Annotated in this window: 10 protein-coding genes; 2 read left to right on the plus strand and 8 right to left on the minus strand. The window is 31.7% G+C overall.

Going from position 1 to position 14,623, the window contains the following annotated elements:
- Positions 1-173: 173 nt before the first annotated feature.
- Both G3A47_RS16515 and G3A47_RS16520 read right to left on the minus strand, forming a co-directional pair.
- A complete protein-coding gene (locus G3A47_RS16515) occupies positions 174-941 on the minus strand; it encodes a hypothetical protein (RefSeq protein WP_166924324.1) in 768 nt (255 codons plus the stop codon).
- 111 nt (positions 942-1,052) lie between these two features.
- The gene (locus G3A47_RS16520; protein WP_166924325.1) at positions 1,053-1,415 is read right to left on the minus strand and encodes a hypothetical protein; all 363 of its coding nucleotides are present in this window, start codon (positions 1,413-1,415) and stop codon (positions 1,053-1,055) included.
- Positions 1,416-1,650: 235 nt separating this feature from the next.
- Between G3A47_RS16520 and G3A47_RS16525 the strand changes: the two genes are divergently transcribed.
- Entirely contained in the window at positions 1,651-2,496 is an 846-nt protein-coding gene (locus G3A47_RS16525) for a hypothetical protein (protein WP_166924327.1), read from the plus strand.
- 355 nt (positions 2,497-2,851) lie between these two features.
- On the opposite strand, the gene G3A47_RS16530 is transcribed toward G3A47_RS16525, so the two are convergent.
- From G3A47_RS16530 to G3A47_RS16550, 5 genes are all read right to left on the minus strand, one after another.
- Positions 2,852-5,671 carry a M16 family metallopeptidase gene (locus tag G3A47_RS16530; RefSeq protein ID WP_166924329.1) on the minus strand — a complete coding sequence of 940 codons (2,820 nt, stop codon included), beginning with the start codon at positions 5,669-5,671 and terminating at the stop codon, positions 2,852-2,854.
- 199 nt (positions 5,672-5,870) lie between these two features.
- Positions 5,871-7,067 carry a DUF4929 family protein gene (locus tag G3A47_RS16535; RefSeq protein ID WP_166924331.1) on the minus strand — a complete coding sequence of 399 codons (1,197 nt, stop codon included), beginning with the start codon at positions 7,065-7,067 and terminating at the stop codon, positions 5,871-5,873.
- A 15-nt stretch (positions 7,068-7,082) separates the two neighbouring features.
- Positions 7,083-8,462 (minus strand): RagB/SusD family nutrient uptake outer membrane protein, encoded by a 1,380-nt coding sequence (locus G3A47_RS16540; RefSeq protein WP_166924333.1) that lies wholly within the window; start codon positions 8,460-8,462, stop codon positions 7,083-7,085.
- 3 nt (positions 8,463-8,465) lie between these two features.
- The gene (locus G3A47_RS16545; RefSeq protein WP_243860488.1) at positions 8,466-11,450 is read right to left on the minus strand and encodes a SusC/RagA family TonB-linked outer membrane protein; all 2,985 of its coding nucleotides are present in this window, start codon (positions 11,448-11,450) and stop codon (positions 8,466-8,468) included.
- A 596-nt stretch (positions 11,451-12,046) separates the two neighbouring features.
- Complete coding sequence (locus tag G3A47_RS16550) at positions 12,047-12,937, minus strand: LysR family transcriptional regulator (RefSeq protein ID WP_166924337.1); 891 nt, start codon at positions 12,935-12,937, stop codon at positions 12,047-12,049.
- A gap of 117 nt (positions 12,938-13,054) precedes the next feature.
- Between G3A47_RS16550 and G3A47_RS16555 the strand changes: the two genes are divergently transcribed.
- Positions 13,055-13,675 carry an FMN-dependent NADH-azoreductase gene (locus G3A47_RS16555; protein WP_166924339.1) on the plus strand — a complete coding sequence of 207 codons (621 nt, stop codon included), beginning with the start codon at positions 13,055-13,057 and terminating at the stop codon, positions 13,673-13,675.
- A gap of 217 nt (positions 13,676-13,892) precedes the next feature.
- On the opposite strand, the gene G3A47_RS16560 is transcribed toward G3A47_RS16555, so the two are convergent.
- Positions 13,893-14,426 (minus strand): hypothetical protein, encoded by a 534-nt coding sequence (locus G3A47_RS16560; protein ID WP_166924341.1) that lies wholly within the window; start codon positions 14,424-14,426, stop codon positions 13,893-13,895.
- Positions 14,427-14,623: the final 197 nt, after the last annotated feature.

A 14,623-nucleotide genomic window follows, 5' to 3' on the forward strand; every position in this document is an offset into this window, starting at 1 on the left:
AAGGATTAGTAAATATAAGGTATTAGATAGGAAAAGTTTTGCAATGTTACATTGTAACTGTTAAAAGTATTTATAATAATTGTGTTTTGAATAGTTTATCTATTTTGTAATTAAATTTCAATACAAAATTTCTTTATCCCGGAAAGCAACAATGTCAATCTATTCAGCTGCATTTATTTTCGGTATTTTAGTTTTCTGACTTCCATTTCTTGTTCAATACCTGTGCTATTGCCAAAACCTTTTGTATTTTGAAGTTGTTCAGCAAAAATGGGGGTTAAACTTCCGTTGCAGACTAATTCATTTAATTGGTCTTTGTAGAGTAATTCTCCTCTTTGATAAATGTGTATTAATACTATAGAGGTTGGCAGTTCTTCAATACTTTTTTTGGTATAATAATATCCAAATTTTCTTTCTGTTGGGAAACCGTATTTTTCTACTATATTTTGAAATCTAATGGAGACTGTCTTCATTTCAGAAACTAAAGTATCTATCGAATAGTCATGTTCTTTTGTTCTCCATTGATGATAATGATTGTTAATTTCTTTATCAAACTTTTCTAAGTCGATGAGGTCAGTTTTGAGATTTGAATCAAAATTGGAAGTATAGTATTCTTGATACTCAGGAAAATTTTCGAAGAATTGCTTGTACCATTTGTGATTTTCAAATTTTTTGAAAAAAACTAACGGGATGCCCCCTTTGGCTAGTTTTATTGCAATTTGTTTCATCCAAATTTTGTCCCCAGTTTTGTCTGCGACTTTTAATGCGATATTTAGATCAGTGCCAAATACAAAATCAGTGTTTTCGAAAGCTAGTTTAAAAAGAGTATTTGCTTCCTTAAAATTTTCAACTGCATTTTCTTTTTTAGCAAGAGTAACAAGTTCATTATACTTTTTATAATTACACTCTTGAGAAAAGACAAGATTCGCAAACAATAAATTCAATAAAATCAAGGAGAGTATTTTTTTTAGCATTTCTAAAATTATTTGTATGGTATAGTATTAATAAATTCAGGCTGAAATTTGAATCTCTGTAAAAAGTTGTTAAGAGTGCTTTTAACCTTGCCAAACATTAATCCCTATTACTTTTTCATTTTCAAATGTTATGGTTAAACTTCCCGTGTTTATTCCAGTTTTGGTATATCCAAGATAATAGCTAAATTCTTTTGCTTTTAAAAAATTACCATTGGGTTTTCCTAGTAAGTTAATGATTTCATTTTTTGACATTCCAATCAATTCGTAATTATTTCGCAAACTATTCATCATGTTCCAACGCATAGTCGAATTTTTTTCAAGATTTAAATCTGCGTTTTTCCATCTTTCAGAATTAAATTTTTCTCCAGATAGTTTTCCACGTAATCCTAAGCCACAGACAAATATTGTGAGCACAGTAATAAAGAATCTGTTTAAACTTTTCATTTTTGGCAGTTTTCTCTAGTTTAACTAGATATATGGTAGAATCTTTTTTTTGCTAAGATAAAGTTACTTGTTGGATATTTTTTGCGGTTTCCCACATTAAGCCAAATTAATTTCTTTTGATCGGTTTTTATATTGTAAGGCATCCGCAATAAATTGAAAAACAAGTATAAATACGTGTTGCTTGCGCCTCGGCTCTTTTGTAAATTCAAATAAAATATAACGAATATTTTATGTTATGAGATACGCTATTATTATACTACTGCTTTTTAAAGCAACAATACTGTCTGCACAAGTTCCTTCTCAACAATTTGACAAAGGGAAAATGGAATACAAGGGCTCTAAAACAGCTCAAGCGAAGTTATTGATGAGGTATGTGGAAATTTGGGGAAAAATAAGCGAGAAAGAAGCTAAGCTTGATACTGCTTACGTGAGTTTATTAAATTCGAAAATTAATATAACAAAGCAGCAACTCCAAAAATACTTATCTGATAAGAATATCAGCAATACGGAGATTGGTGGCGATATCAGCGCACCTCTTTCGCATATCAATGTAGGTAACAAGAAGGTGTTTGCAAAGTATTTTGTAATTCATGATGTAAGTACTCCTGTTTATAGAACTGATTTTCCAATAGACATTAATGAGGAATCCTGGAGCTATAATAATGTAAACAGATGGAATAGTAAAGTAACGCATGTTTATGTAACTCGAACAGGAAAATCTAAAGCTGTCACGGATTTTTCTGAAGGTCTGAGAGCTACCAAATTTGAGTTGAAGACATTAGGAACTGCGTCACGTGGCTTATTTATTCACATCGAATTAGTGCAACCAAGAGTTTATCCACCCGGAAATGACAAGAATGCTCCCGTTGCGCCAAAACCCGGATTTACCGATTCTCAATATGAAAGACTTGCGCTCCTTTATGTTTGTTCCGGTTTTAGAAAAGGAGAATGGTTAGTGCCTGCTTTTCATGCCAATATCGATCAAAAATTAAATGATAGTCATGACGATCCGCAAAATTTCGAAACACAGAAATTCACCGGCAAAGTCTTAAAAATACTTTCAGAAATTAAACAGAATTAAGGTAAGTTTTGAGGGATTAGCATAAAAGTTGTTGTTTTAACAAAGTTTGCATGTTTTATAACCGCAGAGTCCACAAGGATTTTTTGCTTGTGTTGATCGCAAAAGCCCGCAAAGCTTCATCAAAAAGTTTTTTTTGATCTTAGCATGACCTTATGTTTGTCGAGTTTTTTGCACGCAGATTTTACAGATTAAGCCGATATTTGTTTTATACTCAGATAAAAACTATCTGAATAAATCTGCAAAATCTGCGTGCAAAAGATTTGACTTTGTGTTAATATTTTGCGGGCTTTGCGCAAAGCCTTTGCGAACATTGCGGTTAAGAAACATAAAGCTAAGAATTATATTTCTTCCCAGGTTATTTGGGAGAAAGCGTAAACACCCCATAATTTGTACTATCAAATAGAGTATTAGCTACATCTTTTATCTCATCTGTTGTAATAGAATTCAGTAACTCATTATAGTTATTGAAATCGTTTAGATCGGCGTAATTAAGGTACACCTCTCTTATTTTTTCTACCCATTCTGAAGTAGCATTATCGTTAAGGTGCATCGTCTTATTAGTGAGAATAGTACGTTTCATACGATTCAACAAACTGTTATCAATACGGTTTGATTGTAGTTCAAGGATAACACTCTTTGCAATATCTTCTAGAGTAGGAATATCTTTTTCAGAAGCTGAAAAGCTAAGAGAAATTGCCGTTTGAGTAATGGGATATAAATCTATCTGTATGTCAGTGGAAGGAGAATAAACCAAACCTTCATTCTCTCTGGAACGTTTTAAAAACGCATCATTAAATACTTCACGTACGATTTGAGCAATAATAAATTCTTTTAATATTGCATTAATCTTCCCTTTAAAAATAATAGTGGTGGCAGGTCTTTCAATATCATCCGTGATTATTTTTTCACGTCTAATTTCTTTTGTTTGTAATGAATTATTCGTGAAGACTTCATTTGGTGTAGTAGTTAACTTTGTTGTATTAGCCGGTATATTGCCAAAATATTTTATTGCCATTTTTGTTATTTCCTCAACATTTACATTTCCGCTTATTACAAGAAAATTATCTTGACTTTGGGCTACAATTTTATCATAAAATGAAAACATGTCGTTTAGGTTTACTCGTTTCCATTCTGCAATTGTGCTTAGTTCTTTCTGTTCTCGAATTGCGGTTTTTTTGTAGTTTGCTATCTTGTGATCAAGCTGAATACTTGGAATGCGCATAAAACCAGGTTCTTTCTTTTGTTGAGAACTTTGCCCAATTTCTTGCGCAATATATTCGTCAAAGTCTTGTTTTGGCATCTCATAATCAAACATTTTTCGATACGACCATTCAAACAAATCTTCTAAATTAGTAGTGCGAATCATTGTGTTTACAGTACTAACATTCTCTGCAATATTCACTAATGTAGATATTTCTTTGTCGCTACTTTGTGTAGTATATTCGTCTTCTGTCATTCCTTTTATCCAGGAACTATCTACAAAATAAGAAGTATCTTGATAATAGGGATATTCTTGATCTGACAATAAATTAAAGCCATTTCTGGTAGCCAAAGATAATACAACACTTTTGTCATCACTTTTTGTAGGTTTAATTGCAATACGCAAACCATTACTTAGGGTTAGCTGGGTTACATCAATATTCTCATAATACTTTGTATTCTTCAGATAAGCAGGTTCTTTAGAAAATGGTTTCGCAGGTAAATCACGCCACGTAAATGCTTCTTTGACTATCACATCTTCTTTCTTTTCTATACTTGGTGTAAAAGACAATTGTTTTGTCAGACCTTTGTTCCATGTCTTTTTAATGTTTTTTTCATTGATTTTTCCAAAGGTTTGAGGCATCTCGGTCAATAAATACAAGTTGTTATTTTCTTTCAGCCACATGTCGCAATGCAGCTGCAGTATATCATTCGAAGTGATCGAAACAATCATTTCTTTTGCAAGAATTTCTCTCTCTTTTGCATCAATATAATTACTGAAAGCAGCAGCTTGATCTACATAGGCATCAGCCAAAAAAGTAGCATCGTCATTTGAACTTGTATTGAATCTTGCTAACGTGGTTGATTTGATCGTTGCCAATTCTGTTTCCGATATTCCTACTTGCTTTATGGTATTAATCAGTGTTGCTAGTGTGTCTACTTTTTTAAGTAATTCTTTTTTAGTTTTGGCCTCTAATTCAAAGGTGTTTTCAGTTCTGTTAGATAGATACCAAATTGCGTGATAATTTGTTTTTAAGGATGTTTGTTTAATCTTTTGATTGATATAATTGGTATAAATTGATGCAGTTAAAAGTTGCTTAAAATCTTCTTTTGTTTGGGTTAATGGTGATTTTGTAAAGCGTATCAGTTCAAGCTTGGCTTTGTTGCTGGTGCTGCTCTTTTCTTGTAATAAAGAGTTTGCAAATGAAGGGTTGAATGAGTAGATATTCTGACTCCTTTTTCCACGAGTAGTAGGTTTTGTTTTTTCAAATATTGCTTTAATTTCCTTTTGCACTTGTACCGGATCAATATTACCTGTAACAATCAGAGTGGCAAGATTGGGAGCATACCATTTCTTATAAAAGTCTATTAACTGCTGCCTGTTAAGAATCAGGATGTCTTGTTCTCTGGCTATAGGCAGATGCTGTTGCTGTTTTGTACCTTCTAATTTTTTTTGATTGATTGCTGTTTCTTGTCCAAAATCTTTTATTTCCTGGATAACTATTTTACGTTCTTTTTCAATTGCTTCATCGTTTAGTTCTGCTTTAGATAAAAAATTTGAGAAGATATTTAGAGCAAGTTTTGGGTTAACCGTTTTTTGTAGAGACAATTGGTAAACGGTGCGTTCGTATGTTGTATAAGCATTAATATCTCTTCCGTAGCGATATCCTAATGTTTGTAAGGTATCAATTGCCTGCCATTTTGGAAAATCTTCTGAACCATTAAAAACCATGTGTTCCAGGAAATGCGCGTATCCTTTTTCGTTTTGTTTTTCTTGTAAAGAACCTACATTGAGTACCATTCTGTATTCTACTTTTGCTTGTGAAGTAGGATGAATAATGTACTGTAATCCATTGTCTAAACTGTCTATCACAACCTGTTTTGATACAGGCAAAGATGTTGTAGAACTTTGTCCGTAAGTTAAACTGGAGATAAGCGATAATGAAAATAAAAATAAATAGGTTGTATTTCTCATTGTAAATTTCGAATAAGAGTTTTATTCAATACTGTGTGAATTATAGGTAGTTTGAAAAAGAAAGTAGGTATGCCTTCTTAAGTAATAAACCAAGTTTCTATTTGTGTAATAGAAACTTGGTTTATGATAACAGATTATGTAACGATAGCTTTTTACAAAATTGTTACATCTTGCTTAACACTTAAGGTAGCTGCGTAATCTATTTTAATTTATATTCTATTTTAAATTGAACATATCCTGATGCAGTAATGTGATCCATTATAAAATGGAATGTCAGTTTATCATCTGTTAATTTAGCTACTGATTCCTTCCAGTCTTTTGTATCATATTGATTCTTTGTAATTGTACCTGTATTGATTATTTCACTTGGATTAACGGTACCTCCCATTTCATAGTTTTCAATAGCTATTGGATTTTTTTCATCCAGTAATTTTTTCAATCTGTTCCAAGCGCTATAGTTGTAGTCAAAGCCTACAATAGTAATTGGTTCATCGTAAAGAGTAGCTTCTTTTGTGAATTTGACAGCTTTTGTTTTTAGGTCTATTTCGATATCATCAAGCGTAACTTGAAAAGTTTCTTCAGAAGAAGAAGTTAAACCGATTAGTTTCATAACTGCTGTATGAGCAACATTTGTTTCCTCTGCCCAAAACTCTTTATCATTGATAGATACTGATTTGAAAAGCTCGTATAAATAAGCCTCTGCTCCCATAGGATTAGATATCATTTTTAAGACTGGTTTTTGAGCAGTAGCTTTTTCGCTTAATGTTATTAGAGTTGTTCCTTTTACAATTGTGCGTTTTGGTTGATTTAAAGGAGTTAAATATTCGCTGCCCGGAAAATCTATTTCTCCTGTAACATCTATTTCTCCCATTAAAGGATACAAATCTAATCCTTGCTTTTTATAACCATCTAATAACTCTATTTGTGCAGGAGTTAACGCATCAATAAAACTCAACGGAGTTACTGTAATTTCAAATGGTTTTTCTAATCTTAGTTTACTACTATTCTTTACAAGTTCTAGTTTTAATTTAGTAGCTTCTTTCAAGACTCTTTTAGTCTTATTTGTAATTGTTAGTATCGCTTTTTTTTGCCCTGGTTGTATCGTTATTTTTGGATTTTCAATGTCTGCAATTATTTGACCTTCTACTTTGTTTCCGGATAACGCAAACTCTAAGTCCAAGGTCTCATTTAGGGCTGTAACCAGTAGCACTTCTATTTCTATTTTATCAGTACCATTATCCTGCATTGTATTCGTGTTTATAGCTTTTAGGACAATCATATTTTCTCCTGTAAAACTATTATCTGAGTTCTCATCATTAGAACATGCTGTAAATGATAGTGCCCCAAAGGCAAGTATTGTTACTATGGCTAGCTTTTTTAGAAAGGTATTTTTCATGTTTTTAAGTTTATTTTATTTAATAATTAGCCATCCTTCGTTTTGAATAGCATTAGGATTATATCTCATCTCGCTGTCCGGAATTGGCCATACCCATCTAAAATCAGTATTAGCAATTGTTGATAAACGGTTATTACTATCCGGCAGGTATCTTGGGATGGCCAAATTCCATCTCTTTAAATCAAAGAAGTTTATTTTTTCTCCTGTGAATTCTTTTTGTTTTTCGCTCTGCATCAATAAACGCAGAGTATTTTGTGAATTGCCATCTTCTAAAATTGGATTATTAATCGAACCTAAAAACATATTAAAAGCCTGAGTTGCCTCATTTAGCTTATTTTGCTCAATTAAACTTTCAATCAAAATAAAGTAAGTCTCCGTATTTCTGGAAAGGACAATATTCCTGGCTTCATTACTTGTAATGCTTGTTTTGTATTTTCCCAGTAATGCCCTATCCTTATTTACACCATCTAGAGAACTCATAGTATAGAAATATTGAGAGGCATTGTAGCGAATATCCTGTTTATCAAAAGAGACAAAATGATTGATGTAAAAAAGATCTCCTTTCACTTTATCAAATAACAAATAGGCATTAGGATTTTGTTGGTAATTGTATACCCAATACGTTTCAGATACCGCTTTTTTTAAGTTCGTTTGCCATAAAGCAGCATACTCTTTCTCTGTATTTGGTAAGGTTGGATAACGGCTAACTAAATTCTTTGCTATTTTTTCTGCCTCTCCATAATCCTTGGTATAAAGTGCTATTTGTGCTTTTAAGTTTTCTGCAGCAGGAATAGTTATAAAATAATTTGTCTGACTTCCTGTGCCTTCCATTAAGGCTATTCCCTGGTTTAAAAGTGTTTTGATGAATGCAATAGATTCAACTTGCGTTAATCTTGCATTGTTTTGTATTTCTACTACTTCTTTAGGGATTAATCCCAATGAAGAAGGCTCATATCTTTTACTAAATAACTGCAACAAATCAAAGTAAATGTAAGCTTTAAGCGTTAGAGCATTTCCTTTTATATAATTCCATTCCGTACTATTGTTACTAATATATTTTTCTGAAGCGAGTAGCGCATTTAGATGAGCGATTGAACCATAATATTGTGCCCAAATCCGATCAGCTGTTTTAGCTATTTCTACATCTCTCCAATTGTAATACTCTTTTGTACTCGCATTATTATTAATCAAATAGGAAGGTTGAATATCTTCTGACAACATAGTGTAAGGACTAGGCTCCATTGGCAAATTGATATATGCCTGTGATAGTACACTGTATGCTTTTTGTGTTGTATTGATGATATTATCTCCTGATATTTCATCTTGATTTTTTTGATCTAAGCTACAGGCAGTAAACAAACTTAGTGCGATTAGATAAAGAACTAGTTTTTTCATGATTTAGAAAGTAGCATTTAATGAAAGAGTTAAAATGGGCTGTATTACATCGTTTAATGATCCCCTATTTTTTTCAATTCTAAAGGTGTACAGGTTATCTGCCTGTATGTTAATTTGTAGCGATCTAAGGTATTTGTCAATAAATGAATTCTCGGTAAATCTGTAGCTCAGTTGAATATAATTTAGTTTAAGATAGTCTGTGCTATAAATGGTTTTAGAATTTGGAAAACTATTATAACTGTATATATAAGACGGTAGTTTCTGGATGGGATATATTTTATTTTCATCTCCCACTTCAAACCACATATCGTTAAGTTGCCCTTTAATAGCATTTTTATAAGAGGAACTTTCATCACGAACATAGGTATCACTAAATTTTGCTTTACCTCCTAATTGGTAACTTACATTAACGTTCAATGACCAGTTTTTGTAAGTAAAATAGTTGTTAAAATAACCATTATAAGGAGCAATTGTACTTCCTAATTTGCTCATATACTCGGGTGTGATATTTGTTTTGATGTCAATTACATTTCCCTTATTGTCTATAAATTCGGGTAAACCGATTAATGGATGGATACCATTACTTTGCAATCCGTATAAGGTACCTAATGGTTTTCCAACTTCATATTCCGGAATAACGGATTCATTACTTGTATAAATGCGATCTGTTCCATACAGTTTTTTCACTTTATTGGCATTGTAAGAAATAGAAATAGCAGTATTCCATCTGAAAGTTTTAAGAGCAAGAAGATCTCCGTTAACAGTAAATTCAACTCCGCTATTTTCCAGCTCACCAATATTTTTAGTATAAGTTGCAAACCCATTACTTGTCGCAATAGGCAAAGTAAGAATGGCTTCTTTTGTAACATTTTTGTATAAACTCACCAACAGGTTAAAGCGATTAATAAAACCTAAATCAGCAGAAAAATTAGTTGAATACGTCTGTTGTGGTTGCAGTTCTTTATTTGGTAATGCTGCTAATTGTAATACTCTGTAATCACCATAAAAAGTGTTTGAATTTGAATATGTAGTTGCAATATCACGAGGGAGAATACCGGTCATACTTGCTGTATATCCTATAGATGTTCTAAACTTTACAGAGGTCAATACTTTTTGTTCTTTAAAAAATTCATATTGACCAGGTGACCATCCTAAACCGGCAGACCAGGCATCATTCCATCTTTTATCACTAGGTAAAAGAGACGATCCATCTCGTTTTAAACTGGCATAAATATCATATATACCTTGATAAGTATATCCTGCTGCCGCGCCAAACCCTAATTGGTTATTTTTTACTTTACTTCCTGAAGCTGATGGCTTAAATTGATTGGTAAACGATGAATTAATTCCTGATAAACTACTTATATCATCTGATATTCCATGACCTGACCCATTAATTGATTTAATATCTGTTAGGTAATAATCAACATTAAAACCAAGAAATAAATCGTGATCGCCAAATTTCTTTTGGTAACTGGCACGGATATTAGCAGAATAACTAAAGTTCTTTGTGTCAGATTGACTTAGAAAACCTTTTTCATTTTCTTTTTTATTGATCTGGCTAAAAGCAGAACTATAGATTCGTTGATACACTTCATTTATACTATAATCCGCTCCAACAACTCCTGCAATATTTAACTCTTTCAAAATATCCCAATGCATAACGACAGAACTGCTAAAGCGTTTATTCGTCGTTTTTTCTTTGAATTGATTAATCAAATCACTGTAAGATTGGCGTGGATAACTAATTAATTGTTTTGTTTCTTTTGTTTCATAAGGATTTAAATTAAACGCTAATTCTGTAGGATCATTGGTCATTCCATTCTCTGTATTTGTAGTAGATACACCAAAACTGTTATTTAATGATAATTGGAATGTAGGTGCAATGGTATAATCTAAGTTTGCTCTTGCTGTAACGTGGTTGATATCATTTCCGGGAATACGTCCTCCTTGTTTACTGTAATTTACAGAATAGAAATAAGCGCTTTTTTCTGTTCCACCGCGTATACTTAAATTATGTGATTGAAAGTGATTTGGTTTGATTAATTCTTTGAACCAATCCGTATTATACTGTCTTAAGGAATCTAATTTAAAGGCTCCTTGTTCTAATTTCTGTTGTAGTAATGGCGAATTGGCAAATAACTTTCTGATGTTTGCTTGAGAATAATCAAATCCGGGTCTGCCTGCTACTCCAATTTTTTCTTCAAACGCTAATTTTTCATTTGTGCCCATCATTTCCGCAGGTCTTTCCCCTCTCATCGTGATACCTTGTTTCATCGAATAAGTAATAGTTGCTTTACCGTTAAATCCTCGTTTTGAAGTCAATTCTATTACACCATTGGCCGCTTTAATTCCATAAAGTGCTGTTGCCGGTGCGTCTTTTAGCACTTTTATAGAAGAAAAATCATTAGGATTTAACGTTAAAAATGTCTCTGTAGAAATGATAATACCGTCCATTACAAATAGCGGTTCATTAGCAGTTCCCTTATAGGAGAATGATGAATTTCCTCTTAAACGTATTTCGGGTTTTTTACCTAGTTCTCCACTGTAGTTGACAGTTAATCCCGGTACTTGACCTTGTAACAGTTTTGCCATATCTAACTCAGAACGCTCAGATAATTTAGACATATCTACTGTTACAACAGACCCTGTTAAGTTTCTAACATCAATGTCATTAATATTTTTAGAACGGCGAACAACTATTTCTTTTAATTGAATAAGTGAAGGTTTTAAATATAATGTTTGGACATCTTTTAGCAATTTAACTTCCAGACTTTCGTAGCCTTGCTGTGTTATAATTACAGAGGAATGAAATAAATCAGGGATCTCAAATTCTCCTTTTTCATTCGTAAAATAGGTATCTCCGGAGACAAGTACTGTAATGATTGCTGAGTCAATTCCTTTTTTTGTAGTTGCATCCAATATTTTGCCCTTGAATACATTTTTTTGAGCTTGAGTGACTCCAATAAATAAAAAACACAAGACCATTAATAGTCTTTTAATAAAAAATAGCATACAACATTTAATTAAGAATCATTCTAAATTAAATGCAAAAGTAAACTTTTTTTTGAGCGGCAAAAGTAAAAATTATTTTTATTTAGATTGGTTTAAATTAATATTCTTTGAAAAAAAGTTAATTTTAAAGGGATGTTACTTTATTTTATAAGGTTAAGTTGTTGTATTTTAGCTTTTTAATAAATAGTATAAAGACTTGATGAATCGTATAAATTATTCATATAAGTTCTGAAATCGTCAAACAATAATGTGAGAATTATAATTCAATACCAATAAATACAATACCAACACGAAAACCTGTAGGTGAAAATTTTAGCAAATTTTATGTTTTTTTTAACCGCAAAGCGCAAAGTATTAACACAAAGCAAAGTCTTTTGCACGCAGATTTTGCAGATTAGGCCGATATTTGTTTTGTGCTCAGATAAAAACAATCTGAATAAATCTGCTACCCGAGCGATAGCGAACTGGCGAAGCAAATCTGCGTGCAAATTTTCACTCCGAACATAACAGTTTAATCTGTATGCACAGGCCTTTGCTTACTTTGCGTAAAACCTTTGCGAACATTGCGGTTAAGAAACAATATTAGTTTTTTTCATCTTTTCTATAAAAAGATTAATCTCTTTCAAGTTGTTATTCTTTAGCTTGAAGGAATAAAATAGTTTTTGTTCAATTATTTTAGAAGACTTAATTGGTGTTTTAATTAAGTTTTTGTCTAGCTCTTCATCACATAAGTGCTTAGGGACTATACTAAATCCGTTATTATTTTTTAAAGCTTCTATTATGTTCAGATAAGAGGGTAAAATATATCTTGGAACTATTCTGGGAGTAGTATTAAATCTGGAATCCCAGAACTTTTTTATATTATTTTGGTTATTGTCATAGGTAAACCAGGTTTGCTTTTGTAACCATGTGATGAATTGCGTATCATTTTTTTCAATATTCTCCGGAATAACAATAGAATTGGAGCAAATTAATTCTAACGCTTCATTCTTTAAGTATGTGAATTGATGGTCGTAAGTATCGTGTTTTTTTATTCCAACCAATAATTGAATTTTTTCCATTTCAAGAGCTTCAATCAATTCTTTTTCATTTCCAAATTGGGTCACTATATACATGTCAAAAGTATAAATGTGATGTATTAATTCTTTCTTGAAAAAGTCTGTGGTACAACCAATTGTTATGGCAGATCGTTGTTTTTTTGTTCTTTGACTTGAATAATATTCTACTTTTTCTAACTCACTTAATGGATTATTAATTTGTGAATATAAAAATTTTCCATATTCGGTAGGGGCTAATTTCCGGGTAGATCTTTCAAATAGTTTTTTTCCAATATGGCTTTCCAGGGCAGATAAATGTTTACTAACTCCAGGTTGAGTCATATTTAATTTTTTTGAAGCTTCTGTTATATTTTTACATTCATATATAGCGCCAAAAGTCCTCAGCCATTCTAAATTAATCATAACATATATTATAAATAGGTAAACAAAAATAATTAAAATTATCAATGTGTTGACTCTATCTTTGTAAAAAAAGTGCTCAACCATTCTAAATTAATCATAACATAAATTATAAAAAAAATGACAAAAACATTATTAATAAACTATACACCAAGAAAAGGCTCTTACACCCAAATTTTATTTGATGAGTTTGTAGAACTGGCAAAAGGAAAAACAGAAATAAAGCATTTAAATTTAGCTGAAACTCCACCGGAATTATTATTAGAGAAAAATTTGAATTTAATAATGGAATGGAATATGGGTAAAAGGGATTTTTCAGAAATAGAACTCTTAACGCTGTCTAATCATAATAAACTTATAGATGAAGTTATTGCAGCTGATCATATTGTATTGGCTTTTCCTATTTACAATTTTACAATGCCGGCAACAGTAAAGGCTTGGATAGATGCTATTGTCGTTAGTGATAAGACATTTTCTTTTAGCCCTGAAACAGGCTTTAGTGGTCTTTGTAAAGGCAAAAGAGCTTTGTCAATAGTAGTTAGTGGATTCGATTATAGTAATTCCGATACTATCAAGGAATTTGCCTCATCTACAATAAAACAAAATTTTGATTTTATGGGGATCTCTTCAGAACAGATTTCAGCTTTTGGGGTTGACCAAAATAGAGACCAATTAAATTCAATTCTTGAAAATGCGAAATTGGAAATAAAAGCTTTGATTGATAGATGGTTTCCAAATTAATACGAATGTTTTAGCATCACGCTCAGTTAGCATCTTATGAAGGTGAATATTAAACAAAAAACAACGCCATTGGATTCCAATGGCGTTGCATGTCTTTCTGTGATCCTTACGAAACTGTTTACGAACCATTTTGTGCACGATTTAAATAAACTTGTGGTTTTGATTAGATTTTTTGTTTGCTACTAAATCTCTTTTGACATCATCACCAGATGTATTTTTAGTCGAGATAACCTTCGTAAAGAATTTCTTTTAGAATATCATTTTTAAAATTAAACACAAATACAGATGTCTGTTCTAAATTACCAATTTTTAATAGATTTGAGTTGATCTTAATCTTTAGACTGTTTTCAAAATCTTTCTTTTTTATTCCAATTTTGATGTTTTTTGAAAACTGAAATTCATCATTTTTAATATTAGCCTCAAAAATAAACTCTTCAGATATTGCTTTATATGAAGATATCTTTGTTTTATCAAATTTAGAAATTAGTATCGTATCCACAACGTTGTCAACGTGTCTGTTATTAACAGGATCTTTTTCAATAATAAATCTTGAGTCTGTTTTAAATGTGTTTAATTCAGAAAAGAATTTGGCAGTCAATGAATCGTCTTGAATATATTGTTCTTCGGCGATATTTATATTGTTTTCTATCTTTAAAATTGCTTTTACAGATTTAGATGTCTCAACTTCTTTTTGTTTACATGAGATTAGGGCTAAAAATAAAAATGCTAAAAGTCTCGAATGTTTCTTCATAGTTTATTAACTAATGTTCTTTTCCTATACAAGTTTCGGAATTAAAAGAGAATAGATTTCACAATTTAAATTTGTAGTGTTAAAGCATAAAAAAAACTCCTTAATTTCTTAAGGAGTTTCTTGGTGGGCGATGAGGGGTTCGAACCCCCGACCCCCTCGGTGTAAACGAGGTGCTCTGAACCAGCTGAGCTAATCGC

The organism is Flavobacterium poyangense, assembly GCF_011751075.1.
Lineage (GTDB): Bacteria > Bacteroidota > Bacteroidia > Flavobacteriales > Flavobacteriaceae > Flavobacterium > Flavobacterium poyangense.